This is a genomic window from Rhodococcus sp. WB9 (assembly GCF_007558985.1).
Classification (GTDB): domain Bacteria; phylum Actinomycetota; class Actinomycetes; order Mycobacteriales; family Mycobacteriaceae; genus Rhodococcus_F; species Rhodococcus_F opacus.
Genome location: NZ_CP041769.1, coordinates 1,881,104 through 1,906,379 on the forward strand (window position 1 = coordinate 1,881,104; position 25,276 = coordinate 1,906,379).

A 25,276-nucleotide genomic window follows, 5' to 3' on the forward strand; every position below is an offset into this window, starting at 1 on the left:
GAGGGGTGGCCGGATCCCCGAAATCTTTTCCGACAGGTGTAACGCTGGAGATTAGCTGGCGATATCCCTGTCAGCCCCGTGTTGCTGCCTGACCCCCGACCTGGCAGCAGCGCGGGGCTCTTGCATTTCCGGCGGCCGGTACGCTGACGTGGGGGTCTCGACCGGGCCTCGCTCGGATCGGATCGCGCTTGAAATGCAACGAGCACCGACGGCAAGCTGAGGCCCGCACGAAGGACAACTCGGTGAGAGGGCCACGGTGAACGACGAAGACGGCGACAAGGGGAGCACGGCACCCGAACGGTCGACGCCGGACCCTTCCGCGGCGCCCGAGAGTGTCGAACCCGAGAATGTGGCCGACCCGCCCGCTCCGGAACCGGACGAGATCTCGGAACCCGAAAACGCTCCGGCTCCCGAGGACGCTCCGGCTCCCGAGGATTCGGCGGAACAGCCGAGTGCCGACGACGCCCCGACGACGCAGCTGGACCTCGGTGAACTGGGGGAACGCGCCGAGGAGCAGGCTCCCGACGCGCCGTTGTGGGTTGAGCCGCCGGCGAACGAGGACGTCACTCAGGTGATCCCCGCGATTCCGCCGGGTCCCGTTCCCATGCCGACGCCGGCGTACACCACACCGGCCGACGAGCCGACCGTGGTGGCGCCCGCCGCCGCGGCGCAGGTCCCACCGCAGCCGGCACCGGAACCTTCCGCGCCCGCCGAGCCCTCCGCAGAACCGACCACCCCGGCCCGCGCGCCCTGGGTGAAGATCGCAGCAATCACCGGCGGTGTGATCGCCCTGATCGGCATCGCGTACGCCGCGGACCTCGCGGTGTCCTCCGGGAAGGTCCCGCGCGGGGTGACGGTGGCAGGCGTCGACGTGGGCGGTTCGTCCCGCGAGGAGGCCGAGGCCATTCTGCAGGCGGAGGTCGGCCCGCGCGCCGACCAACCGCTGACGGTGACGGCCGGCGACGTGTCGACGCAACTCGTTCCGTCCGCCGCCGGGCTCGGGGTCGACTGGGAGGCCACCCTCGACAGGGCCGATTCGCAGCCACTCAACCCGTTCACGAGGCTCACGTCGTTCTTCACCACCGACGAGATCGGTGTGGTGTCGACCCGCGACGAGGCCGCGCTGGCCTCCGCCGTCGACGGCCTCCGCAGTGAGACCGATCGCGCGTCCCGCGAGGGGACCGTCGTGTTCGAGGGGCCTACCCCGGTTCCGGTCGACCCGTCGACCGGGCAGAACCTGAACGGTGAGGGCGCCGAGGCGGCGTTGACCGAGGAATGGGCGTTCGGCCGGACGGTGGACCTGCCCGTCGACGTCGTGTCCGTGACGGTGACGAAGGAAGGCGTCCAGAGGGCGCTCGACGAGGTGGCGGCGCCCGCTGCCTCCGCCGATCTGGTGGTGACCGGACGCGACGGCAAGGTCGCGACCGCGGCGCGTCAGCAGATCGGTGCCATCGTCGGCTTCGAACCGGACGGCAACGGCGGGCTGAAGCCCACCTACAACATCGAGGCTGCCACCGGCATCCTGGCGCCGCAGCTGGTCTCGACGGAGATCGCACCGAAGGACGCGACGATCACGCTCGACGGCGGATCACCCACCGTCGTCCCCGCGGTCGTCGGCGACCTGGTGCAGTGGCCCAAGACGCTGGAGACATTGCCCGAGTTGTTGCGCGGCAACGGTTCTCACACCACCGCCGCGGTGTACGGACCCGTCCCGCCCGCCCTCACCACGGAGGCCGCGCAGGCGCTCGGCGTGAAGGAAGTGATCGGCGAGTTCACGACCGGCGGCTTCTCTGCCGCGTCGGGTACCAACATCCGGCTCGCCGCCAGTGAGATCAACGGGGCGCTGATCAAGCCGGGCGACACGTTCTCCCTCAACGGGTACACCGGCCCGCGCGGCACGGCTCAGGGCTACGTGGAGTCGGGCATCATCAACAACGGTCGCCCGGACACCGCCGTCGGTGGCGGCGTGAGCCAGGTGGCGACGACGCTCTACAACGCCGCGTACTTCGCCGGCATGGAGGACGTCGCGCACACAGAGCACTCGTACTACATCTCGCGTTACCCCGAGGCGCGCGAGGCCACCGTCTTCGAAGGCGCCATCGACCTGCAGTTCCGCAACACCGCCAAAACGGGTGTGATGATCCAGGCCATCGGCGGCGCCTCGGATCTGACCATCCGGTTCTGGGGAACCAAGTCGGTCGACGTCGAGTCGATCACCGGCAACCGGACCAAGCCGACGGAGCCCGACACGGTCACCCTGCCCGCCGGCGATCACTGCATCGCCTCCAGCGGCGCACCGGGATTCACCGCCAGCGACACCCGGGTGATCTCCGACCACGCCACCGGCCAGGAAATCTCCCGGAACACCAGGACCGTCCGGTACGACCCCGTCCCGATCGTCAAGTGCGAGGCCCCCGCCCCCGCACCCAAACCCGAGGAGCGCACCCCCGCCGCCTCGCCGGCCCCGTCCGCCCCGGCGGAAAGCCCGAACCCCACCACCCCGAAGCCGAAGCCGAACGACGGCGAGTAGACGCACTACTTCTCGGTTCGCGCACCGCTTTTCGAGCCCGAAAAGGAGAGCGCGAACCGAGAAAGGGTGCGGCTACAGCGACCGCACCGTAAGCCGCTGGGCGGACGGGAGCGGGGCCTGCGTGACCCAGCCTCGTGGCGTCGCGGCACGCGCGATCGCGCGGCGGACACGCTCCGCCACCTGCCCCGGGGACTCGAGATCGTCCCAGGTCCACCGCACCACCTGGAAGCCGAGGTCGCGCAGGGCGTCCTCGCGCTGCTTCTCGGCGAACACCGCGTCGCCGGGGGATTGCCCGGGTTTCAGCAACCGGCCGTACTTGACGCGTCCGTCGAACTCCCCGAGCACGATGCCGTGGAAGTGGAAGTCGACGCGGCCGATCCGGCGCCCGCCGGGTTCGAACACCTCGCCTTGCTGGGACGGGACGGGCAGGCCGGCACTCGACAACATCACCCGGCTTCGAGATTCACCGACGCTTTCGCTGTGCCCGCTCAGCAACCGGACGACCCTCCGCGCTGCATCGACGCCGTGGCGACGCGCAGCGCGGGCGAGTTCGGCGTCCAGATCCTCTCGGCTGACGCCGAATCTGCGGACGGCCGCGTCTCCCACCACGACGGCCTGCTCGAACGGCAGAGTTCTCGCGAGGTCGATCACGGTCCGCGCCGGGAGAGTCAGCGAGTGCCCGTCGACCACCGTCACGTGCTCTCCGATCGGGGCGCAGTGCACCGTGATCCGCCGTTTGATCCGGCCACCCCCGCGTCGATTTCTGGTGATGTGCACGCGGTCGAGGGCCGTCTTCCACAGTGGCAGCCCGTACACGACGTCCGCGGATTGGTGACTGAGCACCGCGTCGTCCGACACGGCGTGAACTGTCGAGTCGATCAGGACGCGATGACGTTCCTCCTCACTCAGCGCCGAGTACATCGACGCGGAGAGGTACGCGCCGCGCCCGATGCGCCGCCACTCGCCACGTGTACAGGCGTCGGATCTCGTCGTCGCTGTAGCCGCGGCCCAACGCCTCCTGGCGTCGTAGCATCGCCCCCGGGCCGTGTTCCATGGGAACGATTCTCGCCGGAGCCACCGGAAGAATCCGGTCCGAAGGAGCCTGCTGTGGATGAACTGGAGCTTGTGGACAACTCCTGCACTCTTTCTCGGCTCGCGCACTGCCTGTGGGGGCTGAAAGGGGGTGCGTCGACCGGGAAAGAGTGCCCGAGGTCGGCCGGTCGGGACACGAAAAAAGCCCGGCGGCCAGGGAAGAAACCCGGCCGCCGGGCCGTGTGAACCCGATCAGAACGCTGCTTCGTCGAGCTCCATGATGTCGTTGTCGATGTTGGCGACGATGCTGCGGGTGGCGGTCAGTTCCGGCAGGACGTTCTTCGCGAAGAAGGACGCGATGGCGACCTTGCCCTCGTAGAACGCCTTGTCCTTGTCGGAGGCACCCTCGTCGAGGGCCTTGATCGCGATCTCGGACTGGCGCAGGAGCTGCCAGCCGATGAGCAGGTCGCCGACGGACATCAGGAAGCGGACCGAACCGAGGCCGACCTTGTACAGCTCGGACGGCTGCTCCTGCGCACCCATGAGGTACCCGGTGAGGGTGGCGGCCATGGTCTGGACGTCCTCGAGGGCGGTGGCGAGCAGGGCGCGCTCGGCCTTGAGGCGACCGTTGCCTGCCTCGCTGTCGATGAACTTCTTGACCTCGCCTGCGACGTGGGCGAGTGCCACACCGCGGTCGCGGGCGATCTTGCGGAAGAAGAAGTCCTGCGCCTGGATAGCAGTGGTGCCCTCGTACAGCGAGTCGATCTTGGCGTCGCGGATGTACTGCTCGATCGGGTAGTCCTGCAGGAAGCCGGAGCCACCGAAGGTCTGCAGGCTCTCCGTCAGGTACTGGTAGGCCCGCTCGGAGCCGACGCCCTTGACGATGGGGAGCAGCAGGTCGTTGACGCGGAACGCGAGGTCCTTGTCGGCACCGGACACCAGCTTGGCGGTGGCCTCGTCCTGGTGCGCCGCGGTGTACAGGTACACGGCGCGCAGGCCCTCCGCGTACGCCTTCTGCATGGCGAGGGCGCGACGGACGTCGGGGTGGTGCGTGATGGTGACGCGCGGTGCGGCCTTGTCCGTCATCTGCGTGAGGTCTGCGCCCTGGACGCGTTCCTTCGCGTAGTCGAGGGCGTTGAGGTAGCCGGTGGAGAGGGTGGCGATGGCCTTGGTGCCGACCATCATCCGGGCGTGCTCGATGACGTCGAACATCTGCGCGATGCCGTTGTGGACCTCGCCGACGAGCCAGCCCTGGGCGGGAATGCCGTGGCCGCCGAAGGTGACCTCGCACGTGGCGGAGACCTTCAGGCCCATCTTGTGCTCGACGTTGGTGACGAAGACGCCGTTGCGCTCGCCCAATTCGTTGGTCTCGAAGTTGAAGTGCGTCTTCGGGACGAAGAACAGCGACAGTCCCTTGGTGCCGGGGCCTGCGCCCTCGGGGCGGGCCAGGACCAGGTGGAAGATGTTCTCGAACAAGTCGTCGGAGTCGGCGGACGTGATGAACCGCTTGACGCCCTCGATGTGCCAGGAGCCGTCGTCCTGCTTGATGGCCTTGGTGCGGCCTGCGCCGACGTCGGAGCCGGCGTCGGGCTCGGTGAGGACCATGGTGGCACCCCAGCCGCGCTCGACGACGGTGGCGGCCCACTTCTTCTGCTCTTCGGTGCCGTTGTGGAACAGCACGTCCGCGAATGCGGGTCCGGCCTGGTACATGTGCGCGGCCGGCTGGGAGCCGAGGATCAGCTCACCGATGGCCCACACGACGGACCGGGGGACGGGGACGCCGCCGATTTCCTCGGAAAGTCCCATGCGGTACCACTCGGCGTCCCACAGTGCGCGGAAAGACTTCTTGAAGGATTCCGGCAGTGTGACGGTGTGGTTCTCGGGGTCGAAGACCGGAGGGTTGCGGTCGGCATCGGCGAAGGACTCGCCGAGCGGTCCCTCGGCGAGGCGGGCAACTTCGCTGAGCATGTTGCGGACGGTGTCGGCGTCGAGATCGCCCCACACGCCTTCACTCAGCGGCTGCTCGAGACCGAGTACCTCGAAGAGGTTGAACTCCAGGTCGCGGACGTTGCTCTTGTAATGGCCCATGTCTTCTGTCTCTCCCAGTGAGATGGTGCGGTCTATCCGTTAGTACCGCCCAAGTTATTACTCGTCGGTAACATCAGCGATATTACGCCCGATTTACCTGACTGCCAAGACTCGGGTGGTGCGCGACGACGAGCGCGTCGATCGCCGTTCCGGCGTCCGTCTCGCGGAATCGCCGTTCGGCGACGTCGACGACGAGCCGCCCGCCGAACGAGTTCACCAAATCATCTGGCGTGTACAGAATTTCAGCGTCTTGGGGACCCCCGACTCCCTGTGACAAGTTAACGGCGTCATGCCCCAAAATCATGAGGATTCCATCAGGTTTCAGCGCAGATATGGCGCGGTTCACAACCTGCAGACGCTCCTCGGGGGCGAGATGGAGGTAGATCATGAGGACGAGGTCGTACTCGCCGCCGAGGTCTGCATCGGTGACGTCGGCGACGCGGTAGTCGAGCCGTTCGCGGACCGAGCGGGGTGCTTCGGCGGCCACCCGGCGGGCCTTGTCGACGGCCACGGCAGAGTAGTCGAGCCCCGTCACCTCCCAGCCGCGGGTGGCGAGCCAGTGCGCGTTGCGGCCTTCCCCGCACGCGAGGTCGAGCGCGCGGCCGCGGGGGAGCGAGGTGACCCGCTCGACCACTACGGCGTTGGGTGGCGCGCCCCACACCAGGTCGCTCTGTGAATACCGTTCGTCCCAGGCAGCTGCATCCATGCCCCGACGCTAGTACGCGGGCTACGGAGTGAGTGTGGTCCGCATGAGGAGCACGTTGTAGTTGTTGTGCACCGTCGTGAGGAAGTAGAGGTCGCGCCCCGACGACCACGGGTGGATGTAGGCGCCGTACGCGGTGGGCAGCTCCCGGGTGTCGACGAGCACCTCCGGTGGGCCCCACGGTCCGGTGACCGACGGTGATCGGCGCATGACCACGGAGTTGTACTGGTCGGTGGTCAGCATGAGGTATTGGCCGAGGTACTCGTTGTACGCGACGGACAATTCGCCGACTCCGCCCGGCATGATCGGCTTGGCGACGTCGGGGTTGCCCTTGATCCACTTGGCGCCGTCGAAGTACTCGTACGCGCCGAGGTCCATGATCTGGGGTTCCGGGACCCGCGCGATGTGGACGAGTCCGCCGCGGCCGGCAGGCGTGCCGTATTGGTAGACGAAGCCGTCGGCCTTGACGAATGCGCTCATCTGGAAGTTGGCGTTGCCGCCGACGTTCGGGCGCTGCGTCTCGGGGGCGACGGTCCAGTTCTCGCCGTTGTCCTGTGAGTAGACGAGACCGGAGTAGTTGGTGTCCCACGTTCCCGCCGGTCCCCAGTTCTTCACCGACATCATGCTCAGAACCTGGGTGTTGCCGACGGCGACGCCGGCGGTGGGGATTCGGCTGATCTCGACGAACGGGATCTTCGGGCTCGGGACGAGCTCCTTGGATTGGCCGAAGATGTCGCGCGGTGAGCTGTCGAAGTTCATCCCGTCGGAGAGGATGCCGTCCGAGCTGCGGAACAGCGTGCTGCTGCGCCAGGCCCACAGGCTGCCCGACAGCAGGTTGGGCAGCCCGAGCCCGGCGGAGTCGCCGAACGCCGTGAGGACCTGGCCCTGGCCGTTGTCCCACATGATGCCGAGGTCGGTGCCGAGGACGTTGGCGTCCTGGGTGCGGTTCGGACTGAGCATTCCGGTCTGCTGTGCGACCGCCTGGGTGCGTCCGGTGAGGTGCGGAATCCCGTTGGTGCCGTTGAGTCCGGGGATCGGATTGATGGCGTTGGGATTCGCGGCGGCCGGGCCGGCGAATGCGATCAACGTCACGGCCGCGCCGACGAGTGACGCTGCTGCAAGAGCTCTGGTTCGCTTCACGAAGGACACTCCATCTCTAGCAGCAGGCGGCACTGCGTGGCCCGAAGAGACCACTCCCCCTACCGGTGATCAACTGCTGGAAATCGCCAGAAGTCTAACAAGTCTGTTCTTCCGAAAGTGTCGGTTTGACCGCCGTGTTCGTTTCGTCGGCGCCCCCACCGAATCGATATTACCGACGAGTAACAGGAACCGGTGCTACCCGCTGGGCGGTCGCCGACGTAACGTGTGCTGGCGACAAGTCCACACTGCGCGTAACCACGCGGGACCTGATGAGGAGATCGATCGATGGGAAAGCAGATTGCCACCGTGGCTGGAGGTCGGCAGTCCGCCCTTCTCGGGCTCGGCGTGTACCGGCCCGAACGGGTCGTCACCAACGACGAGATCTGTGAACTGATCGACTCGAACGACGAGTGGATCCAGTCGCGCTCGGGAATCCGCAACCGGCGGTTCGCGGCGGAGGACGAGAACGTCGTCACGATGTCCATCGAAGCCGGGCGTAAGGCGATCGAAGCGAGCGGGATCGATCCCGAGCAGATCGGCTGCGTCATCGTCGCCACGTCGACGTACCTCCTGCTGACGCCGCCCGCCGCGGCGGTGGTGGCCGACGCCCTGGGCACCAACGGGCCCGGAGCGTTCGATCTCGGCGGGGGCTGCGCGGGCTTCTGCACCGCGCTGACCGTGGCGTCGGACCTGGTTCGCGGAGGATCCGTCGACTACGCCCTCGTCGTGGGTGTCGAGAAGATGAGCATCACCACCGACCCCACCGACCGCTCGACGCGGTTCATCTTCGGTGACGGCGCCGGGGCCGTGGTCGTGGGCAAGAGCGACGTCGCGGGCATCGGACCGGTGGAGTGGGGTTCGGACGGCGCCCAGGCCGACGCCATCGTGCAGGATCTCGATTGGTACGAATACATCACGACGCCGGGTGCCACGCGCCCGTACATCAAGATGGCGGGTACCGCGGTGTTCCGCTGGGCCGCCTTCGAGATGGGCAAGGTGGCACTGCGGGCGGTCGAGAAGGCCGGCATGTCGGTCGACGACCTCGACGCGTTCGTGCCGCACCAGGCCAACTCGCGGATCACGGAGGTGATCGCGCGCAGCATGAAGCTCCCCGAGAACGTGCCCGTGTCCGACGACATCGCCGAGAGCGGCAACACGTCGGCGGCATCGGTGCCGCTCGCCATGGAGGAGATGCTGCAGTCCGGCGCCACCAAGCCCGGCGATACCGCCCTGCTGCTCGCCTTCGGTGCCGGGCTGTCCTACGCGGCCCAGGTCGTGACGATGCCGGTACTCGCGAAGGACTGACCCGGCCCCGGAGGGGACAGGAAAGCAGGGGTCGATGAGCGTCACCCGGCAGTCGATCGCCGTCGCCGTGCTGATGTCCGGCGCCGTGGCCCTCGCGGGCTGCGGCGGCGGGAGCACCGGCGGCGGCAGTACCTCGACGGTGTCCGGCTCTGCGGTGGAACTGAATTCGGGCGGTGACTGCGCGGGCCGCGACGTGATCGTCAACCGGGACGGTGCCGGGGTCGTCCTCGACGGCGAGTGCGGCATCGTCACCATCGAGGCCAACGGCGTGTCGGCGAACGTCGCCACGTCGAACGCGGTCATCGTGCGCGGTCAGGACACCAACGTCGTCGGAGGGCAGACCGGAACGCTCACCATCGCGGGGCGCAGCAACAGCTCCACCATCGACGTGGTCGAGTCGATCGAACTGCAGGGCAACGCCGTGACCGTGCTCGGCAAACAGGCGGAGCGAATCTCGGTCAGCGGAAGCGGGAACTCCGTGAACGTGGACGACTCCGGTGCGATGACGGTGAGTGGCAACGACAATTTCGTGCGCGCCGTGTCCCTCGACTCCCTCGAACTGACCGGGTCCAACAACTCCGTCGACTGGGATTCCGGCGCGACGACCCCGTCGGTCGACACGGGCTCGGAGAATCGGCTCACCCCACCCGGAGCGTGATCACCGGGCGCCGCAGCCGGTGAGCACCGCGGCCATCGCATCGCGCTCGGGCGGCGTCACCCAGAGCCGGTACGCCACTTTCACTTCCACCTGCCGCGCCACATAGGTGCAGCGGTACGCCGCCAGTGGGGGCAGCCACGTCGACGCGTCGGCGTCGCTCTTGCGCTGATTGGTGGGCCCGTCCACCGCCTGCAGATTGCGCGGATCGTTCGCAAGGTTCGCCCGCGTCTGCGCGTCGAGGAGCTGAGCGCCCTTCTGCCACGCGTCCGACAGTGCCACCACGTGATCGATCTGCACGGCGTCCGACGTCTTCGTGCCTCGGGTGAACGCAATGATGGTGCCCGTGTAGAGATCCCGCAACGTGCCCGACTGCACAACGCAGTTGCGGGTGCGGTCCCGTGAGGTGATGTCGACCAGGTCGCGCCGCAGGATGTCGTTGCGGGTGTCGCAGCCGTTGCGCCCGAGGTCGACCGACACGTTGTCGGTCCAGCTGGCACCGAACAGTTCCCGGTCGTATCCCGTCTTGGGTGCCCGGCCCTTCACCTCGAGGGTGGACAGCTGGGCGAACGCCATCTGTATCTGTTGTGCGTCAGTGACTTCCGAGGGCGCGACCGGTCCGGTTCCGGCGGCGAGGGTGTCGTCGGGGTCGGGCGAGAGCATCGTGACGAGTACGACGACGAGCAGCCCGGCGAGGATCCAGGACCACTTGGTGCGGATGGTCGTGATGATGGAGCCGGTGTTCGGTACCGCAGAGCGGGGCATGAATCTCTCCTGAAATCAACGCTGTTCGTCATTTCTATCAGGAGTGGCCCCACGGGCCGGTGATCGGCCCGGGTTACGTGGCGGCGCCTTGCAGCAGGGGAATCAGCAACTCGTCGTCGGTGAGGGCGCCGTGTTGCCCGGGGAGGGCGGACAGCCTCGACTCCGCCTTGCGCCGGACCACCGCGACGCCGCCCTGGGCGATGGCGACGACGTCGCCGATGCGGCCCTGGACTTCGGATCGCACGGCCGGCCCGAACAGTCCCGCGGTGACGGCCTCGTCTCGTGTGCCGATCCACATGCGGTGTCCCAGTTCGTTCCGCCACCGGGCGGCGACGTCGTGCCCGGCTCCGGCTCGGGTGTGGACGTGCCTGCACCGGGGTTCGCCGGCGAGCGCCACCACGTCGTCCGACAGGGCGGGAGTGGCATCGAAGTCGATTTTGTCGGCGTCGTCGACGGTGACCATGCCGTGGTCGGCGGTGACGTACAGAGTGGTGTCGGGTTGTGCCGCCGCGAGTCCCGCGGCGAGCTTCTCGACGAGCCGGTCGACGAGGGCGACCTGGTGCAGCCAGGATTCGGATCCCGGTCCGTAAATGTGCCCGAGCGTGTCGATTTCGCTGAGGTAGCAGTAGGTGAGGGTCCGTTCGCCTCCCCGGGCGGCGGTGACGACGTGCGCGATCAGGTCACCGTACGCGTGTATTCCTGTGAACGTGCCGCCGCGGAGGACGGCGCGGGTGAGCCCGGACCCGTCGAACTTCGCGGGAACTACGGTCGTGCACGTGATGCCGGCTGCCGCGGCGCGTTCGAACACGGTCGGTGCGGGCTGGACGACCTCGGGCACCAGGCGGGTGAGTTCATCGCCCTTGTGGCCCGCGCGCCACGACAGCCAGTTGAGCGTGCCGCGGACCTCACGAACGTATGACTGGTAGCCGGTGATGCCGTGACCGCCGGACGGCAACCCCGTGCCGAACGACGCGATGCTGGTGGCGGTCGTGGTGGGGAAGCCCGCCCGGAGCGGCCGTCCGGTCAGGCTGTCGAGGTACGGGGCGTGGTCGCGGTGGCGACGCAGCAATGTCCAGCCGAGGCCGTCGATCAAGAACACCACGGTGTGCCTGCTGTCCGGCAGGTGCAGCCGGTTGGGTTCGCCGGCAACGCCGAGTGCGGCGAGGACGGACGGCATCAGGGCAGATAGTGTCGGCTGCGAATAGACGTCGAGCGGGGGCGCCGTAACGGTCATGACTTCCACTATGGTGGATCGGCTCAGGCTGCACTTGGGATATCGGCTCAGCCTGCAATACGGAGAGTCGGCTCAGCCGACGCGGTGGTACAGGTCCACGGGCTGGCCGTCGGAGGGAAACGGCAGCGAGGTGTAGTTGAGCGGGGCGACGTAGCCGGGGCTCACCTGCCAGTCGAATCGCCGCAGCAGGTGATGCATGACCGTCTTGATTTCGGCTCCCGCGAAGTGCATCCCCAGGCATTTGTGCACGCCGCCGCCGAACGGCTCCCACGCGAACCGGTGAACCTTGTCCTCGCGGCGTTCGGGTGCGAACCGTTCGGGGTCGAACCTCTCCGGATCGGGCCAGTACTCGGGCATGTGATGGGTGAAGTGCACGACCACCGACATGTACGTGCCCCGGGGGATGTAGTGGCCGAGCACCTCGGTGTCCGCGACCGCGCGACGGGCGACCACCGGGACCGGCGGAACGAGGCGCAGGCATTCCTTCATGACGAGGTCGAGGTCGGTCAGTTCGTCGAGTTGACCGTAGGTCGGGGTGGACGTGCCCAGTGCCGCCGACTGCCGCCTGCACCGCTCCTGCCAGTCGGGGTGCTGACCGAGGTACTGCATCATCGTCGACAGCGTGATGGTGGATGTGTCGTGCGCCGCCATCAGCAGGAAGATCATGTGGTTGACGACGTCGTCGTCGCTGAACCGTTGCCCGTCTTCGGATTCGATGTGGCACAGCGCGGAGAACAGGTCGTCGCCGGCACCCGCTCGCCGCGCGGGCAGGTAGCGGCGGAAGAACTCCTCGAGTCGTGCGCGCCCGTCGATGCCGCGCTTCCACCGCGTTCCGGGCAGGGGATACCGCACCACCGACGTGGCGGCCTGCACGCTGTCGATGAACGCCTTGTTGATCTCGGCCATCTCCCGGGGCGTCGACCCCTCGGCGCCACCCATGAAGATGCTCGTGGCGAGATCGAGTGTCAGCTCCTTGAGCGCGGGGTACGCGGCGAAGCCCGGGGTGGGCTGCCAGCCGTCGAGCCCCTCCTCGACGGCCGGATGGAGTGCCTCGGTATAGCGCGACAGCCGGTCCCGGGTGAAGGCCTGCTGCATGATTCGCCGGTGGGCGAGGTGTTCGTCGCCGTCGAGGAGCATCAGCCCGCGGTGGAAGAACGGCCCGATCAGCACGCTCCACCCGTCGCTGTTGACGAAGGCTCGGTCCTTGTTCTGCAGCACCGTCTGGCAGCCGTCCGGTCCGAGCACGGTGACCCACCGCTTGCCGGCCATGCTCAGCCACGACACGGGGCCGTAGCGATCCCAGCGACTCTGCAGCAGTCCCATCGGGTCGCGGAAATAGTCCAGCGAGTGTCCGATGACGGGGAATCCGGCATTGCCCGAGATGGGTTGCAAGGTGCTTTGCGGTGGGGGAGCAGCGAGAACTTTGGGCATCGGCCCTCCTCGTGGCGTATGTGACAGAACCCTCTGTCAGATGTGTGTAGTGTGCGTCACACCTGCGGGTCTGTCAACATCGAGTCATGAGTCAGCCGGCGCGCCAGTACCGCGGTCGAAGTTCGGAGGAACGCGCCGCGGACCGTCGCGCGCGACTGCTAGAGGCGGGACTGCAGGTGTTCGGCACCGTCGGCGGCGAGAAGGCGACCATGACCGCGATCTGCGCCGAGGCGAAACTGACGGAACGCTATTTCTACGAGAGCTTCCACGGCCGGGACGACCTGCTGGTGCAGGTGATCGAGGGCATTGCCGCGGAGATCGCGGAGGCGACGCGGGTCACCCTCCAGACCGTGACCGGCGACCCCGAGGTGCGGGCGCGGGCCGCGATCTCGACGTTCGTCGAGATCCTGACGGCGGACCCGCGGAAAGGGCGGGTGTCGATCATCGAATCGGCGGGCGCCGAACCGCTGCGGACGCGTCGGCGTGAATTGTTGCGGGCGTTCGCCCTGCTGGTCGCGGAGGAATCGAAGGAACTCTACGGCGACCGGGCGTGGTCGTCGCCGCAGGACGAGATCACCGCGCTGCTGTTCGTGGGTGGGCTCGCGGAGCTCATGACGGCGTGGCTGAACGGCGAGATCGAGGTGTCTCCCGAGGAGATCGTCGATGCCGCGACCTACCAGTTCACATCCACCGCACACCGCTGAGCGGGTCCCGGGCGGAAACGTGACGGGTGTCACGTGCGAAGCTGTGGGCATGGTGGATATCGCACGCCCGCAGTTGGAGGGCACGGTCGCGGTAGGCGAGGGGCGTCGGCTCGGCTTCGCGGAGTTCGGTTCGGCACAGGGCAGGGCGGTGTTCTGGCTGCACGGCACGCCCGGAGCGCGGCGGCAGGTGCCGATGGAAGCGCGCGCGTTCGCCGAACGCGAGCACGTCCGGCTGATCGGAATCGACCGGCCGGGGGTCGGGTCGTCGACGCCGCACCGGTACGGCGCCGTGATCGACTTCGCCGAAGACCTGCGCACGGTCGCCGACACGCTGGGCATCGATCAGATGGCCGTGGTCGGCCTGTCCGGAGGCGGCCCCTACACGCTGGCCGCGGCGTACGCGATGCCCGACCGCGTGGTCGCGACCGGCATCCTCGGGGGTGTCGCGCCGACGAAGGGTCCCGACGCGATCCGCAGCGGGCTGATGGATCTCGCCGTCCTGGCGGCTCCCGTGCTCTCGGCGGGCGGTGTCCCCGTCGGGTTGGCGGCGAGTTCCGTGATCAGGCTGGCGAGGCCGTTCGCGTCGCCGATCATCGACCTGTACGGGCGGCTGTCGCCGGAGGGCGACCGTCGTCTGCTCGCGCGGCCGGAGTTCAAGGCGATGTTCCTCGACGATCTGCTCAACGGCGGCCGTAAGCAGCTCAGTGCACCGTTCGCCGACCTCGTCCTGTTCGCGCGGGACTGGGGATTCCGGGTGAACGCGGTGAAGACCCCGGTGCGGTGGTGGCACGGAGACTGCGACCACATCATTCCGCTCCGGCACGGGCAGCACATGGTGTCGCTTCTTCCCGACGCCGAGTTCCACACGATGCACGGGGAAAGCCATCTCGGGGGCCTGGGCATGTCCGAGGAGATTCTCCGCTCGCTCCTCGACATCTGGGACGCCAAGGAGGCACAGGCGCCGTTCGGCCCGGTGTGACGGTGGCGCGGTCTGCACGCCACCGTCTCCGGGTCAGGACTGTAGGGTCGTGATCTGGAACGTGGCGCCGAGGGGGTCGGCGACGGACGCGAGCCGCCCGAACGGTGTGTCCTCCGGTTCGCGCCGGACGCTGCCGCCCAGTTCGGTCACCTTCGCGACCGCCGCGTCCGTGTCGTCGACGCCGATGTAGAACTGCCAGAACGAGGGGACGCCTTCGGGCAGGAACGAGTCGGCGTCCATGACTCCGGCCACCGTGCGGTCGCCGAGGTCGGCCTGCGAGTACCGGAATTCGTCCGTGTCGCCGAGAGCTCGATAGGTCCAGCCGAAGACGTCCGCGTAGAAGGAGAGCGCCGCCGCGTAGTTCCGCGACAGCGTTTCGTGCCAGACGGGCGCGCCGGGTTCGTCCACGAGACCGAAGCCGCCGTGTCGATCGGCCTGCCACACGCCGATGACGGCGCCGGCGGGATCGCCGAGGATGGCCATCGTGCCCTGGTCGCCCACGGTCATCGCGGGCATCATCACCTGCCCGCCCACCTCGGCCGCCTTCGCGGCGGTCGCCTCCGCGTCCTCGGACGCGATGTAGGTGGTCCACACGTTGCCGTACGGGTTGCCCTGTTGTTGCGGACCAAGGCCCGCAATGGGTTTGCCGTTCTTGCTGAAGATGGAGTACCCGCCGTACTGCGGATCCTCGTTGGTGTCGGACCTCCACCCGAACAGCCCGGTGTAGAACGGAATGACCTGTTGGGGGTCGGAACTGGTGAGATCGATCCAGCAGGGAGCGCCGGTGAGGGACGGGCGGTCGGGCATCGCGGTCTCCTAGGGCATGGTCGGGGCACCGCGAGGTATGGTGCCGGTCACAAACCTACGCGTCCCCACGACCTGCCTCGGTTCGCGACGCGCTGTGGAAGACTCGGCGCATGTCTGCGAGCGAGAACCAGGACAGCCCGGGCCGGGCCCGCCAGAATCTGATCTACCGCGACGGCGTCCTCGGCCGCACACCCTCCGTTCCCACCGATTTCGACACTCTGGAGCGACGCGCGCGGAGGAAGATGAGCGCGAAGGGGTGGGCGTACGTCCACGGCGGCGCGGGGCTGGGTCGCACGATGCAGGCCAACCGCGACGCGTTCGACAAGTGGCAGATCGTTCCCCGGGTGCTGCGCGACGTCTCGAAGCGCGACATCGGCGTCGAGTTGTTCGGGCGCAGGATTCCGGCCCCGGTCCTGCTCGCCCCGGTGGGGGCCGCCGAACTGGCCAGCCCCGAGGCGGATGTGGCGATCGCCGCTGCTGCCGCCGAACTGGGTGTGCCGTACATCTTCTCCAACCAGGGCTGCGCACCGATGGAGGAGAGCGCCGCGGCGATGGGCGACGCGCCCCGGTGGTTCCAGTTGTACTGGAGCACCGACGACGATCTCGTCGACAGCCTGCTCCAGCGCGCCGAGAACATTCGTGCGGACGCCGTCGTCGTCACCCTCGACACGACCATGCTCGGCTGGCGCCCGGAAGACCTCAACCTCGGCTCGCTGCCCTTCGCGCAGGGCCAGGGGATCGCGCAGTACACGTCCGATCCGGTGTTCCGCCGGATCGTGCACGAGCGGATCAAGGCTGCCGCCGGCAAGGCGGACGTCGAGGTGACGCTCGGCGCGATCCGGTCACTGGTGTCGATGACTCGGCGCTTCCCGGGCCGCTTCCTCGACAACCTGCGGTCGCCGGAACCGCGGGCCGCCGTGGAGACGTTTCTCGACATCTACTCCCGGCCGTCGTTGAGCTGGGCCGATATCGAGACCCTCCGGAGCAGGACGTCGCTGCCGGTCCTCCTCAAGGGCGTACTGCACCCGGACGACGCCAGGCGCGCGCTCGATGCCGGGGTCGACGGCATCGTCGTGTCGAATCACGGTGGGCGGCAGGTGGACGGCAGCGTGTCGTCGCTGGACGCGCTCGTGGACATCGCGCCCGTCGTGGACGGCAGGCTGACGCTGCTCCTCGACAGCGGAATCCGCACGGGAGCCGATGTCTTCAAGGCCCTCGCGCTGGGTGCGGACGCGGTGACGCTCGGTCGGCCCCACCTGTACGGCCTGGCCCTCGCAGGTCAGGCCGGTGCGCGGGACGCCACGGCCAACGTGATCGCCGAGTTCGACCTCACGATGGGGCTCAGTGGCCTGACGTCGGTGACCGAGATCGACCGGGACGCCCTGCGCAGGGCGTAGGCAGTCAGAGTTCGGCGATCGTGATGATCCCGTCCTGAAGGGCCCGCACCAGCAGCGCCGTCTTGGTGGACGCGTCACGTCCGACCAGCGCGTACTTCTCGCGGATGCGGGTCAGGTGCGTGTTGACCGTTCCGAGCGCGATGTGGAGGTCGGCGGCGACGGCGAGCTTGGAGTCGCCGCGCAACCAGTGGCGGAGAACCTCGATTTCGCGCGCCGACAACGCCGGCTTCGGATACGTGCGGGCGACTGCCGGTTCGTCCGTATGTGGGGGGTGCCCGAGTGCGTCGGGTGCAGTGGTCATGCCGATCTCATCTTTCTGACATGTACGAAAGCGCTACAGGTACCCGACGTCCCTGCAGGCAATTCAGGTTAACTGGTGACGGCGGCGTGTGTCGCGCCAGGCCCGGATCAGCTCTCACAGCCGACGCCGTCGCCGTCGCGATCGAGGTGGGTGCCGTAGCCCGGCTCGCCCAGGTGGACCGGCGCGGCACCGGCCGCCTTGGCGGCCGAACAGTTCTTGTAGTAGACGTCGCTCGGCGGTGCCGTGTCGACGAACGGGACGGGTGCGGGCGCGGGTGCTGGTGCTGGGACCGCTTCCGGGGCCGTGACGGTGCTCGGAGCGGGCGCGACGGCAGGCGTCGCGGCCCCGCAGTCCTGGAGAACCCGGGCGATCGCATCGTGCTCGGCCTGGGTCACCCACAGCCCGTACGCGGCCTTCACCTCCACCTGATCGGCCACGTAGGTGCACCGGTAGCCCTTGTTCGGGGGCAGCCAGGTTGCGGCATCGCCATCCGATTTCTGCTGGTTGGTGGGGCCGTCGACAGCTTTCAGGTTCCGCGGATCGTTGGCGAAGTTCACGCGGGTCACGGTGTCGAGCTGCTGCGCCCCCTTCTGCCAGGCGTCGGACAGCGCGACGACGTGATCGATCTGTACGGCATTCGACGTGCCCTCACCGCGGACGAAGGCGATGGTATTGCCCGTGTACGGGTCGCGCAGCGTTCCGGTCTGTACCGCGCAGTCGCGGGTGCCCGGCTTGAACACGATCTGTTCGAGGTCGCGCCCGAGGATGTCGTTCCGCGTGTCGCACCCGTTGTGGCCGCCCTCGACCGTGACGTCGTCGGTCCACGCCTGGCCGAAGAGATCCCGGTCGTAGCCGGTCTTCGGTGCGCGCCCCTTGATCTCGAGTTCGGCGAGTTGCTGCAGCGCGGCGGTCGCGTCGGCACCGCCGTGTGTGGCGGGTGCGACCGGCGAGAGGGCGAGCGCAGACGAAACCGGCACCGGTGTCGACGAACTCGACGCGGCACGCGGGGTCGTCGAATCGGCGACCGTGGGCGTCACGGACGCGGATACCGCTGTGGCCTGGGCCGATTGGTCGTCCTGTCCGGGGCTGAGGAACGAGACCGCGGCCACGACTACGACGATCCCGCCGGTGATCCAGGGCCACTTCTTGGGAGTGGCAGGTGATGAGGGCGGGGGAAGCGTCATGCCGGTCCTTCAATGAACGTGGGGGGGTCGGATGTTCATCGCGCGGAAGGGCTCTTCCGTTACTCGGCATCGCGGGAACTGTTAGCATGCCCGGGACCGGAATTCGTGCGGGTGGAGGGCGGTAGTCGGTCGTGACACGACAGATCGTTCGGGGGAAATTGCGAACAGCGGCCGTGACGGCCGTGACCGTGGTCTCTCTCTGCCTCGGTGGCACCGGTGCGGCGGCCGCCGATCCGATCGGCGACACCGGTCAGGCGCTCGGTTCCGCGGTGGCGCCGAACGGGTCGACGCTCGATCACGTCACCGTGATCGATCCGAGACACCTGACGTTGCACGTCTTCTCGGCGTCGATGCAGCGGGTCGTTCCGGTGTACGTGCAGCGCCCCGCCGACACGAGCGTGCCGAGGCCGACGCTGTACTTCCTCGACGGTCAGGTCCGTCGGGAGAAGACCGACGTCGAAGAGTTCCTGGCCGACCAGAACGTGAACGTCGTCAGCCCTTCCGGCGGCGAGAACGCGTATTGGACGGACTGGAAGAGCCCCGACCCGGTGATGGGGGTGAACAAGTGGAAGACCTTTATGACTCAGGAACTTCCGCCGGTCGTCGATGCGGCCCTCGGCACCAACGGAGTCAACGCGCTCGCCGGCATGTCACGGGTGGGTACTGCCGCTCTGCAGTTGGCGATCGCCGCCCCCGGCTTGTTCCGTGGCGTGGCCGCCTACAGCGGTTGCGCTCTGACCAGTGATCCGCTCGGTCAGCTCTTCATCAAGATCACCATGGACAACTACGGCTACGGCAACCCGGCCAACATGTACGGCGAGGCGGACGATCCGGCGTGGGCGGCGAACGATCCCTACGTCCACGCCGCCGAACTGCGCGGAACGGAACTGTTCCTCTCCAACGGCAACGGTCTGCCGGGGCGCCACGAGACCCTGGACGGCCCCGGGATCGACGGGAACGTCGCTACGCTCGCGCGTCAGATCTACGCGGGCGGTCCCATCGAAGCGGTGACCAACTACTGCACCCATCGGTTCACGGATCGCCTGGGGGAACTGGGAATACCTGCAACCGCGAGTTTCCGTAACTCGGGTACACACTCGTGGGGGTACTGGCAGGACGACCTGCACGATTCCTGGTCGGTGCTGGCCCGGGCGCTGGGAGTGTGAGCGACGTTCCTCCGGTGTTTCCCGGTGGCGAGGTCACCGACGACCTCGAGATCACGCGGTCGCTCGTCGTTCCGGCCGCCGAGTTGCAGTGGCGGTTCTCCCGCGCCGGCGGTCCCGGCGGTCAGGGAGTCAACACCACGGACTCGCGGGTGGAGTTGCGGGTGAACCTGTGGACGTTGTCGACGCTGTCGCCGTCCCAGCTCGAACGCATGCAGGTTGCTCTGGGGCACAGGCTCATTGACGGGGTGGTCACCGTGACGGCGTCCGAAACCCGTTCGCAGCTGCGCAATCGGCGCGCGGCGCGGGCCCGGATGGCAGCGTTGTTGCGCGCGGCGGTCCTCGCCGAAACCCGCACCCGGCGTCCGACCAAGGCGACCAAGGGTTCGCACCGACGAAGACTCGACGCCAAGAAGCAACGCGGCCAGACCAAGAACCTGCGGAGGAAGCCGGACATGTAGGTGGTTTCACGCACCGGGAAATGGGGAATCTCCCGGATGTGTTGACCCCTGGTGTGCCGGAAGATGAGTACGGAAGCGCCGTGACGGATGACCGGAGGCGGCGAGGTCGGGGGATCGAGGGCAACATGAGTGTGCTTGACGAGGAATTACATTCGGCAGCGACGGCCGCCGCGGCGGGGGATCGCGAGGCGGTCGAGCGAGTGATGACGACGCTGTGGCCGCAGGTAGTGCGCTATTGCCGTACCCGCGTGGGGAATTCCACGCAGATCACGCGGCCGGCGGACGAGGTAGCGCACGAAGCGCTGCTCGCGGTCGCGCGCGGACTTCCGGCTCTCGCTCGCAGTGACCATCCTGTCCGCGAGGTGTATCGCGTCGTGAGCCGGACCGTTTCGGAGGTGCACGGCGGCCCGGCCGGAAGTCCCGACGTTCCGGCGGAAGTGGCCGGACTGCTGCACCATCTCGACGCCACGGCCCGGGAGATTGTTCTGCTGCGGGTCATCGACGGGCTGTCCGTGCACGACACCGCGGGCCTCCTCGGCCTCCCGGTGGGCCGGGTCCTCGTCGTGCAGCACGAGGCGCTGCGGACCCTGCGGGCGAAGGTGGCCTGACCGGTGTCAGCGCCGGCCGGACAGGACGCAGAACTCGTTGTCCTCGGGATCGGCAAGCACCACCCAACTCTGCTCGCCCTGACCGACATCCGCGTGCCGGGCGCCGAGCCCGAGAAGCCGCGCGACCTCGGCCTGTTGATCGTCGGGCCGGAAGTCGAGATGCAGCCGATTCGGAATTCGCTTCCGATCCGGAACGGTCACGAACAGGATTTCCGGGTGGCTGTCGGCCCGGGGCCGGATGTGGACGTCGCCGTCGGAGTCGGTCACGGCGCCCCAGCCCAGGGCCTCGGCCCACCAGCGTCCCAGGGCTGTCGGATCGAGAGCGTTGACCACCACGGCTTCCCATTGCAGTCCCATGCGTCAACGGTACGGCGAGCGGTCGGCGCGCGTCACGGATTCACTGCAGCGTCGGATCGACCGGTTCGACGCCGAGGCGTTCGGAGTACTGCTCGTTGAGTTCGCGCCAGCCGTAGTTCATCGCCTCGGCACCGACGATCGGTCCGATCGGATTGCCGTCGAGCAGGGCGTCGGCGACGTCGAGGCACATGTGCCACCCGGCGGCCGTCATCGCCGCGGTGTGCTGGTCGTCGACCGTGTGGCGCAGGATCAGTCGCGTGCCGGCGTCGGTTTCGTCGATCGTCCAGAGCAGGACGTCGTCGCCCCAGGCGTGTTCGAGGACGTGAGGTGAGTCGGCCCGGGTGACGGTGCCGTCGAGTTCGGTGCGATTCTGCCCGTCGACCATGATCAGGGTCGCGGGACCGACAGTTCCGAGGTTCCGGTCCGCGGTGTACGGCGCCCACAGCGGAAGTTCGCCGGGGTCGGTGAGCGCGGTCCACAGCGCCGACGGCGAGTGGGTGAACTCGCGAACGAAGGTGAGGGCCCATCGGGTGCCGTCGGGTCGTGCTTCGACGTGCCGCAGTGGGCCGGGGCGGTAGTCGCGTCGTGCGTCTGACTCGGTCATGACGGGGTCTCCTTCGAATCGAGGTGCCGCTCCAGGGCATCGAGGTGATGCGTCCACAGCCGGCGGTAGGGCTGCAGCCACGCGTCGAACTCGTCGAACGGTTCGCGGTGCAGGCTGTAGATGCGTTGCTGGGCCGCGGTGCGGCAGGTGACGAATCCGGCCTGTCGCAGCACCCGCAGGTGTTTGGACACGGTCGGCTGGGGCAGTGCGAGCTGGTCGACGAGTTCGCCGACACTGGCGTGACCGGCCCGTAGCTGTTCGAGGATCCTGCGCCTCTGCGGTTCGGCGACCACGGTGAACACGTCCGGTGCCATGGTCCGAGTATGCTCCTACGCGTATATACGCGTCAAGGAATATGAACGTCCGGTTGTGGTATGAACGCGATCGACAGCAGGGATCGGACGAACTCGCGCAGAGCCCGCTCGTCGGACGTGTCCATGATCCCCTCCGTGATGATGAGCGAACCGATGATGCGGAACGCCCACTCGGAGATGGCGATGGGGCTCACGCCCGACAGTTGGTCGGGAGAGAACAGGCGCTCGAAATGGGGGGTCAGCAGTTGCGCCCCGAGTTCGATCATCGGCTTCGCTTTGACCGTGAACCAGGGAAGTACCACCTCGGGGTCGTCGCGCAAGCCCTTCTGCAGCAACTGGTGTTCGCGGGCGTACTGGACGGCGAACACGACGGCGTCGACGAATCGCACCTGGAGGCGGCTCTGCCGTCCTCGCAGCACCGGGTCGAGCACGACGAAGAATCGCGAGATCTCCCGCTGGAAGAGGGCGTCGAGGATGGCGGACTGATCGCCGACGTATTTGTAGAGCGTGGGCCGGGACAGTCCTGCCCGCTCGGCGATGACCGCGTGAAGCCGGGTGCTGTAGCCGAGTTCGATCAGGCATTCCTCGGCCGCATCGAGGATCCGTTCCCGGAGTTCGCCGGGGGTCGGTGTCGTCGGCTGCGTCCTCACGGCCCTGATTGTGCTGTTCGGGTGGGGTGGGTGCAAACAGAAGCCGCAAATGTGAACTCGAGTCACAGATAACCATTGACCTACGTCACACCCGGGTTTACGTTTTACCTATAAACGGCAACGAGATGGAATCGCGCTCGATGAAGGGAACAGCGATGTCTCAGCGTTCACACACGATCGCCCGGGAAGAAGTCGCCGGCCGGCTCCTCGCGGGCTCCGTCAAGCGTTCGTACGCTCCCGTCGTCGACATCGACTGGGACGCGCCCCTCGACGACGGCAAGTACTTCCTGCCGCCGCAGGTCCTGTCCCTGTGGGGAACCGAGATGTGGGACCGGATGAGCGAGGCGCAGCGCATCGAGCTGTCCCGGCAGGAATCGGCGAACATCCTCAGCGTCGGAATCTGGTTCGAGAACATTCTCAACCAGGCGCTCCTGCGCGCGCTGCTGCACAACGACCCGAGCTCGCTGCACACCCGGTACATGCTCACCGAGATGGGCGACGAGTGCAGGCACATGACGATGTTCGGGCGTGCCATCGAGCAGATGGGCGCCAAGCCCTTCCAGCTCCGGTGGCATCAGGCAGTCGTGGTCAACGTGCTGCCCAAGACGTTTCGCGGGACCATGCTGTGGGTGGCCGCGCTGATCGGTGAGGAGATCTTCGACGCCACGCAGCGGCGAGTCCTCGAGGACCCGCAATTGCAGCCGATGATTTCGCGGCTGATGCGGATCCACGTCACCGAGGAGTCCCGGCACATCCGACTCGCGCGCGAGGGGGTGCGTCGCCGCGTCGCAGAAGGCCACCGGATCGACCGGCTGTGGGTCGGAACGCTGCAGGGGATCGGCGGCCCGCTGTTCCAGCGGCTGTTCACCAACCCGGCCATGTACGAGCGGGCCGGACTGGATCCGAAGGAGGCGCGTCGACAGGCGCTGGCAAATCCGAACTTTCGCGAGAATCAACGTCGCGGGTTCGAGTCGCTGGCCGCGTTCCTCGAGGAGAACGGCCTCATGCGAGCGACGTCCCGCGCGCTGTGGCGGCGCGGAGGATTCCTGTGACACCCGGGGTCGCCGAGCCGGACGTCCTCGTCGTCGGCACCGGATTTGCCGGATTGTGTATGGCGATCAAGCTGAAGGAGGCGGGGGAGGAGAACTTCGTCGTCCTCGAGAAAGCCGATCGGGTGGGCGGGACGTGGCGGGAGAACACGTATCCCGGGTGCGGTTGCGACGTGATGTCGCTGATGTACTCGTTCTCCTTCGCGCCCAACCGGAAATGGACGCGAATGTACGCGCGGCAACCCGAGATTCTCGACTACATCGAACGGGTGGTCCGCGACCACGATCTGGCACCGCACATCCGGTTCGGCTCCGAAGTGATCTCCTACGAGTTCGACGAGAGAACGGACCGGTGGCGGGTGGAGACCCGGTCAGGTTCCGTCTACCGGCCGCGGATCGTCGTCGCCGGTCCGGGACCGCTGCACAAACCCAGCGTCCCGGACATTCCCGGGCGGAAGTCGTTCTCGGGTGCGGCATTCCATTCCGCCGAGTGGGATCATTCGGTCGACCTGACCGGTAAGCGGGTGGCGGTCGTCGGCACCGGAGCCAGTGCCGTGCAGTTCGTTCCCGAGGTCGCGAAGACGGCTGCGCACATCGACGTCTTCCAGCGGACTCCGCACTGGATCCTGCCGAAGTTGGACCGCCCGATCACGGCCGGGGAGAAGGCGGTGTTCAATGCCGTTCCCGGAGTCCAGAAGGCCTACCGCGGTGCGATCTACTGGAGTCACGAATCGCTGATCGCCGGGTTCCTGCACCCGCGGCTGATGACGGTGCTGGAGTCGGCAGCCCGGGGTCTGCTGCGCAGGCAGGTGCGTGATCCCGAACTGCGCGCCACCCTGACCCCCGACTACACCATCGGCTGCAAGCGGATTCTGGTGTCCAGCAATTTCTACCCGGCCCTGCAACGCGGGAACGTCGATCTGGTCACCTCGGGCATCTCGGAGGTCACCGAGCGCGGGATCCGCACCGAGGACGGAACGATGCACGAGGCGGACGTCATCGTCTACGGCACCGGTTTCGCCGTCGGCGACCGGTTCGAGAACGAGCGCATCGTGGGCCGGCGCGGGCTGACGATCCAGCGAGCGTGGCGCGACGGCATGGAGGCGTACCTCGGTGTCGCGGTCGCGGGGTTCCCGAATTTCTTCCTCATGATGGGGCCGAACTCCGGTGGCGGCAATCAGTCGATCGTCTTCGTCATCGAGGCCCAGGCGCACTACGTCACCCGGTGCCTGGCGCTGATGAAGAGGCGCGACGCGACGCGGATCGAGGTGCGTGCGGGCGCGCAGCGCGAATTCAACCGGGTGGTCCACCGCAAACTCGCGCGCTCGGTGTGGAATTCGGGTGGTTGCGACAGCTGGTACCTCGATTCCACCGGCCACAATCGGGCGGCGTGGCCCGGGTCGAGCGCATCCTACTGGCGGCGCATGCGCAACCCCGACGATCGGCACTTCGAGCTGAGTTCGCTCGCCGAGCGCGAGGACGACACCGAGTACCGCGGGCCGGGCGTGCTCACGTCCGGCGACCTGAGGGTGGCCGTCGAGGTCTTCCTGAGCGGTCACATCGAACCGCTGGACGGCCTCTACCACTGGTACGGCCGCGTCGTCGGCGACGGCGTCGACGCGGCGAAACGGCGCAACCGCGCCCCGTTGTTCCTCACGATCGGGGACGGTCCGGAAGTGCCCGCGGCGCTCGCCGAGCGCGACCCGTGGGGCCACTACCGGATCTCCGGGGTGGGGACGCCACCGTTCCCGCTGACGCCGGTCGAAGTCGAGGTTCCCGTCTCCCGGGCCAAACTCGCCTCGGCGGAATAGGCTT

26 protein-coding genes are annotated in these 25,276 nt (G+C 67.7%); 11 read left to right on the forward strand and 15 right to left on the reverse strand.

Annotated features, from left to right (window positions below; translation table 11 throughout):
* The first annotated feature begins 256 nt into the window (after positions 1–256).
* Positions 257–2,530: a VanW family protein gene (locus FND50_RS08740; protein ID WP_144285469.1), complete on the forward strand. Its 2,274-nt coding sequence runs from the start codon at positions 257–259 to the stop codon at positions 2,528–2,530.
* A gap of 72 nt (positions 2,531–2,602) precedes the next feature.
* On the opposite strand, the gene FND50_RS08745 is transcribed toward FND50_RS08740, so the two are convergent.
* The 5 genes from FND50_RS08745 to FND50_RS08760 form a co-directional block, all read right to left on the reverse strand.
* On the reverse strand, positions 2,603–3,388 hold the full coding sequence (locus tag FND50_RS08745; RefSeq protein ID WP_260850944.1) for a hypothetical protein: 786 nt from the start codon (positions 3,386–3,388) through the stop codon (positions 2,603–2,605).
* A gap of 43 nt (positions 3,389–3,431) precedes the next feature.
* The gene (locus tag FND50_RS36710; RefSeq protein WP_260850945.1) at positions 3,432–3,584 is read right to left on the reverse strand and encodes a hypothetical protein; all 153 of its coding nucleotides are present in this window, start codon (positions 3,582–3,584) and stop codon (positions 3,432–3,434) included.
* 230 nt (positions 3,585–3,814) lie between these two features.
* Positions 3,815–5,650 carry an acyl-CoA dehydrogenase gene (locus FND50_RS08750; RefSeq protein ID WP_005575004.1) on the reverse strand — a complete coding sequence of 612 codons (1,836 nt, stop codon included), beginning with the start codon at positions 5,648–5,650 and terminating at the stop codon, positions 3,815–3,817.
* Between the two features lie 82 nt (positions 5,651–5,732).
* Entirely contained in the window at positions 5,733–6,356 is a 624-nt protein-coding gene (locus FND50_RS08755; RefSeq protein ID WP_005575002.1) for a bifunctional 2-polyprenyl-6-hydroxyphenol methylase/3-demethylubiquinol 3-O-methyltransferase UbiG, read from the reverse strand.
* 21 nt (positions 6,357–6,377) lie between these two features.
* On the reverse strand, positions 6,378–7,493 hold the full coding sequence (locus FND50_RS08760; RefSeq protein WP_025431974.1) for a DUF4185 domain-containing protein: 1,116 nt from the start codon (positions 7,491–7,493) through the stop codon (positions 6,378–6,380).
* A 285-nt stretch (positions 7,494–7,778) separates the two neighbouring features.
* Here FND50_RS08760 and FND50_RS08765 point away from each other — a divergent pair, with 285 nt between their 5' ends.
* A complete protein-coding gene (locus FND50_RS08765) occupies positions 7,779–8,798 on the forward strand; it encodes a beta-ketoacyl-ACP synthase III (RefSeq protein ID WP_005574998.1) in 1,020 nt (339 codons plus the stop codon).
* Between the two features lie 34 nt (positions 8,799–8,832).
* Positions 8,833–9,456: a DUF3060 domain-containing protein gene (locus tag FND50_RS08770; protein WP_007299181.1), complete on the forward strand. Its 624-nt coding sequence runs from the start codon at positions 8,833–8,835 to the stop codon at positions 9,454–9,456.
* Here FND50_RS08770 and FND50_RS08775 read toward each other — a convergent pair whose 3' ends face one another.
* The 3 genes from FND50_RS08775 to FND50_RS08785 form a co-directional block, all read right to left on the reverse strand.
* Entirely contained in the window at positions 9,457–10,218 is a 762-nt protein-coding gene (locus FND50_RS08775) for an HNH endonuclease family protein (protein ID WP_144285470.1), read from the reverse strand.
* 73 nt (positions 10,219–10,291) lie between these two features.
* Positions 10,292–11,452 carry an alkaline phosphatase family protein gene (locus FND50_RS08780; protein WP_144285471.1) on the reverse strand — a complete coding sequence of 387 codons (1,161 nt, stop codon included), beginning with the start codon at positions 11,450–11,452 and terminating at the stop codon, positions 10,292–10,294.
* A gap of 72 nt (positions 11,453–11,524) precedes the next feature.
* Entirely contained in the window at positions 11,525–12,883 is a 1,359-nt protein-coding gene (locus tag FND50_RS08785) for a cytochrome P450 (protein ID WP_005574990.1), read from the reverse strand.
* 86 nt (positions 12,884–12,969) lie between these two features.
* Between FND50_RS08785 and FND50_RS08790 the strand changes: the two genes are divergently transcribed.
* Both FND50_RS08790 and FND50_RS08795 read left to right on the forward strand, forming a co-directional pair.
* Positions 12,970–13,587: a TetR/AcrR family transcriptional regulator gene (locus FND50_RS08790; protein ID WP_144285472.1), complete on the forward strand. Its 618-nt coding sequence runs from the start codon at positions 12,970–12,972 to the stop codon at positions 13,585–13,587.
* A gap of 49 nt (positions 13,588–13,636) precedes the next feature.
* Complete coding sequence (locus tag FND50_RS08795; protein WP_005258512.1) at positions 13,637–14,566, forward strand: alpha/beta fold hydrolase; 930 nt, start codon at positions 13,637–13,639, stop codon at positions 14,564–14,566.
* 33 nt (positions 14,567–14,599) lie between these two features.
* Here FND50_RS08795 and FND50_RS08800 read toward each other — a convergent pair whose 3' ends face one another.
* Positions 14,600–15,373 carry a VOC family protein gene (locus FND50_RS08800; protein ID WP_144285473.1) on the reverse strand — a complete coding sequence of 258 codons (774 nt, stop codon included), beginning with the start codon at positions 15,371–15,373 and terminating at the stop codon, positions 14,600–14,602.
* A 110-nt stretch (positions 15,374–15,483) separates the two neighbouring features.
* Here FND50_RS08800 and FND50_RS08805 point away from each other — a divergent pair, with 110 nt between their 5' ends.
* Complete coding sequence (locus FND50_RS08805; protein WP_144285474.1) at positions 15,484–16,770, forward strand: alpha-hydroxy-acid oxidizing protein; 1,287 nt, start codon at positions 15,484–15,486, stop codon at positions 16,768–16,770.
* Positions 16,771–16,774: 4 nt separating this feature from the next.
* Here FND50_RS08805 and FND50_RS08810 read toward each other — a convergent pair whose 3' ends face one another.
* Together FND50_RS08810 and FND50_RS08815 are read right to left on the reverse strand one after the other, a co-directional pair.
* The gene (locus FND50_RS08810) at positions 16,775–17,071 is read right to left on the reverse strand and encodes a response regulator transcription factor (protein WP_005574983.1); all 297 of its coding nucleotides are present in this window, start codon (positions 17,069–17,071) and stop codon (positions 16,775–16,777) included.
* Between the two features lie 107 nt (positions 17,072–17,178).
* On the reverse strand, positions 17,179–18,255 hold the full coding sequence (locus tag FND50_RS08815) for a DUF1524 domain-containing protein (RefSeq protein ID WP_144285475.1): 1,077 nt from the start codon (positions 18,253–18,255) through the stop codon (positions 17,179–17,181).
* Positions 18,256–18,428: 173 nt separating this feature from the next.
* Between FND50_RS08815 and FND50_RS08820 the strand changes: the two genes are divergently transcribed.
* The 3 genes from FND50_RS08820 (at position 18,429) to FND50_RS08830 (ending at position 20,487) form a co-directional block, all read left to right on the forward strand.
* Positions 18,429–19,421, forward strand: a complete 993-nt coding sequence (locus FND50_RS08820) for an alpha/beta hydrolase family protein (protein WP_144285476.1) — start codon at positions 18,429–18,431, stop codon at positions 19,419–19,421.
* Positions 19,418–19,879, forward strand: coding sequence for an alternative ribosome rescue aminoacyl-tRNA hydrolase ArfB (arfB, locus tag FND50_RS08825; RefSeq protein WP_005258505.1), 462 nt, complete (start codon positions 19,418–19,420; stop codon positions 19,877–19,879). The genes FND50_RS08820 and arfB overlap by 4 nt, the downstream gene beginning before the upstream one ends.
* A 125-nt stretch (positions 19,880–20,004) precedes the next feature.
* The gene (locus FND50_RS08830) at positions 20,005–20,487 is read left to right on the forward strand and encodes a sigma factor-like helix-turn-helix DNA-binding protein (protein WP_144285477.1); all 483 of its coding nucleotides are present in this window, start codon (positions 20,005–20,007) and stop codon (positions 20,485–20,487) included.
* A 6-nt stretch (positions 20,488–20,493) separates the two neighbouring features.
* Here the strand turns inward: FND50_RS08830 and FND50_RS08835 are convergent, their stop codons facing one another.
* The 4 genes from FND50_RS08835 to FND50_RS08850 are packed head-to-tail and all read right to left on the reverse strand — an operon-like array spanning position 20,494 to position 22,412.
* Complete coding sequence (locus tag FND50_RS08835) at positions 20,494–20,844, reverse strand: VOC family protein (RefSeq protein ID WP_144285478.1); 351 nt, start codon at positions 20,842–20,844, stop codon at positions 20,494–20,496.
* A 40-nt stretch (positions 20,845–20,884) separates the two neighbouring features.
* Positions 20,885–21,448 carry an SRPBCC family protein gene (locus FND50_RS08840; RefSeq protein WP_144285479.1) on the reverse strand — a complete coding sequence of 188 codons (564 nt, stop codon included), beginning with the start codon at positions 21,446–21,448 and terminating at the stop codon, positions 20,885–20,887.
* Positions 21,445–21,762 (reverse strand): helix-turn-helix transcriptional regulator, encoded by a 318-nt coding sequence (locus FND50_RS08845; protein ID WP_005258499.1) that lies wholly within the window; start codon positions 21,760–21,762, stop codon positions 21,445–21,447. Before FND50_RS08845 ends, FND50_RS08840 begins: the two co-directional genes overlap by 4 nt.
* 32 nt (positions 21,763–21,794) lie before the next feature.
* On the reverse strand, positions 21,795–22,412 hold the full coding sequence (locus tag FND50_RS08850) for a TetR/AcrR family transcriptional regulator (protein WP_144285480.1): 618 nt from the start codon (positions 22,410–22,412) through the stop codon (positions 21,795–21,797).
* A 125-nt stretch (positions 22,413–22,537) separates the two neighbouring features.
* Between FND50_RS08850 and FND50_RS08855 the strand changes: the two genes are divergently transcribed.
* Positions 22,538–23,464 carry a diiron oxygenase gene (locus tag FND50_RS08855; RefSeq protein WP_144285481.1) on the forward strand — a complete coding sequence of 309 codons (927 nt, stop codon included), beginning with the start codon at positions 22,538–22,540 and terminating at the stop codon, positions 23,462–23,464.
* The gene (locus FND50_RS08860) at positions 23,461–25,272 is read left to right on the forward strand and encodes a DUF4873 domain-containing protein (RefSeq protein WP_144285482.1); all 1,812 of its coding nucleotides are present in this window, start codon (positions 23,461–23,463) and stop codon (positions 25,270–25,272) included. The genes FND50_RS08855 and FND50_RS08860 overlap by 4 nt, the downstream gene beginning before the upstream one ends.
* Positions 25,273–25,276: the final 4 nt, after the last annotated feature.

Coding starts and splice junctions, on each gene's coding strand:
- FND50_RS08795 (WP_005258512.1), top strand. CDS start 13,637: ATGGTGGATATCGCACGCCCGCAGTTGGAGGGCACGGTCGCGGTAGGC.
- FND50_RS08785 (WP_005574990.1), bottom strand. CDS start 12,883: ATGCCCAAAGTTCTCGCTGCTCCCCCACCGCAAAGCACCTTGCAACCC.
- FND50_RS08800 (WP_144285473.1), bottom strand. CDS start 15,373: ATGCCCGACCGCCCGTCCCTCACCGGCGCTCCCTGCTGGATCGATCTC.
- FND50_RS08775 (WP_144285470.1), bottom strand. CDS start 10,218: ATGCCCCGCTCTGCGGTACCGAACACCGGCTCCATCATCACGACCATC.
- FND50_RS08815 (WP_144285475.1), bottom strand. CDS start 18,255: ATGACGCTTCCCCCGCCCTCATCACCTGCCACTCCCAAGAAGTGGCCC.
- FND50_RS08765 (WP_005574998.1), top strand. CDS start 7,779: ATGGGAAAGCAGATTGCCACCGTGGCTGGAGGTCGGCAGTCCGCCCTT.
- FND50_RS08835 (WP_144285478.1), bottom strand. CDS start 20,844: ATGGGACTGCAATGGGAAGCCGTGGTGGTCAACGCTCTCGATCCGACA.
- FND50_RS08805 (WP_144285474.1), top strand. CDS start 15,484: ATGTCTGCGAGCGAGAACCAGGACAGCCCGGGCCGGGCCCGCCAGAAT.
- FND50_RS08755 (WP_005575002.1), bottom strand. CDS start 6,356: ATGGATGCAGCTGCCTGGGACGAACGGTATTCACAGAGCGACCTGGTG.
- FND50_RS08830 (WP_144285477.1), top strand. CDS start 20,005: ATGAGTGTGCTTGACGAGGAATTACATTCGGCAGCGACGGCCGCCGCG.
- FND50_RS08840 (WP_144285479.1), bottom strand. CDS start 21,448: ATGACCGAGTCAGACGCACGACGCGACTACCGCCCCGGCCCACTGCGG.
- FND50_RS08845 (WP_005258499.1), bottom strand. CDS start 21,762: ATGGCACCGGACGTGTTCACCGTGGTCGCCGAACCGCAGAGGCGCAGG.
- FND50_RS08790 (WP_144285472.1), top strand. CDS start 12,970: ATGAGTCAGCCGGCGCGCCAGTACCGCGGTCGAAGTTCGGAGGAACGC.
- FND50_RS08780 (WP_144285471.1), bottom strand. CDS start 11,452: ATGACCGTTACGGCGCCCCCGCTCGACGTCTATTCGCAGCCGACACTA.
- FND50_RS36710 (WP_260850945.1), bottom strand. CDS start 3,584: ATGGAACACGGCCCGGGGGCGATGCTACGACGCCAGGAGGCGTTGGGC.
- FND50_RS08770 (WP_007299181.1), top strand. CDS start 8,833: ATGAGCGTCACCCGGCAGTCGATCGCCGTCGCCGTGCTGATGTCCGGC.
- FND50_RS08855 (WP_144285481.1), top strand. CDS start 22,538: ATGGAATCGCGCTCGATGAAGGGAACAGCGATGTCTCAGCGTTCACAC.
- FND50_RS08750 (WP_005575004.1), bottom strand. CDS start 5,650: ATGGGCCATTACAAGAGCAACGTCCGCGACCTGGAGTTCAACCTCTTC.
- FND50_RS08810 (WP_005574983.1), bottom strand. CDS start 17,071: ATGACCACTGCACCCGACGCACTCGGGCACCCCCCACATACGGACGAA.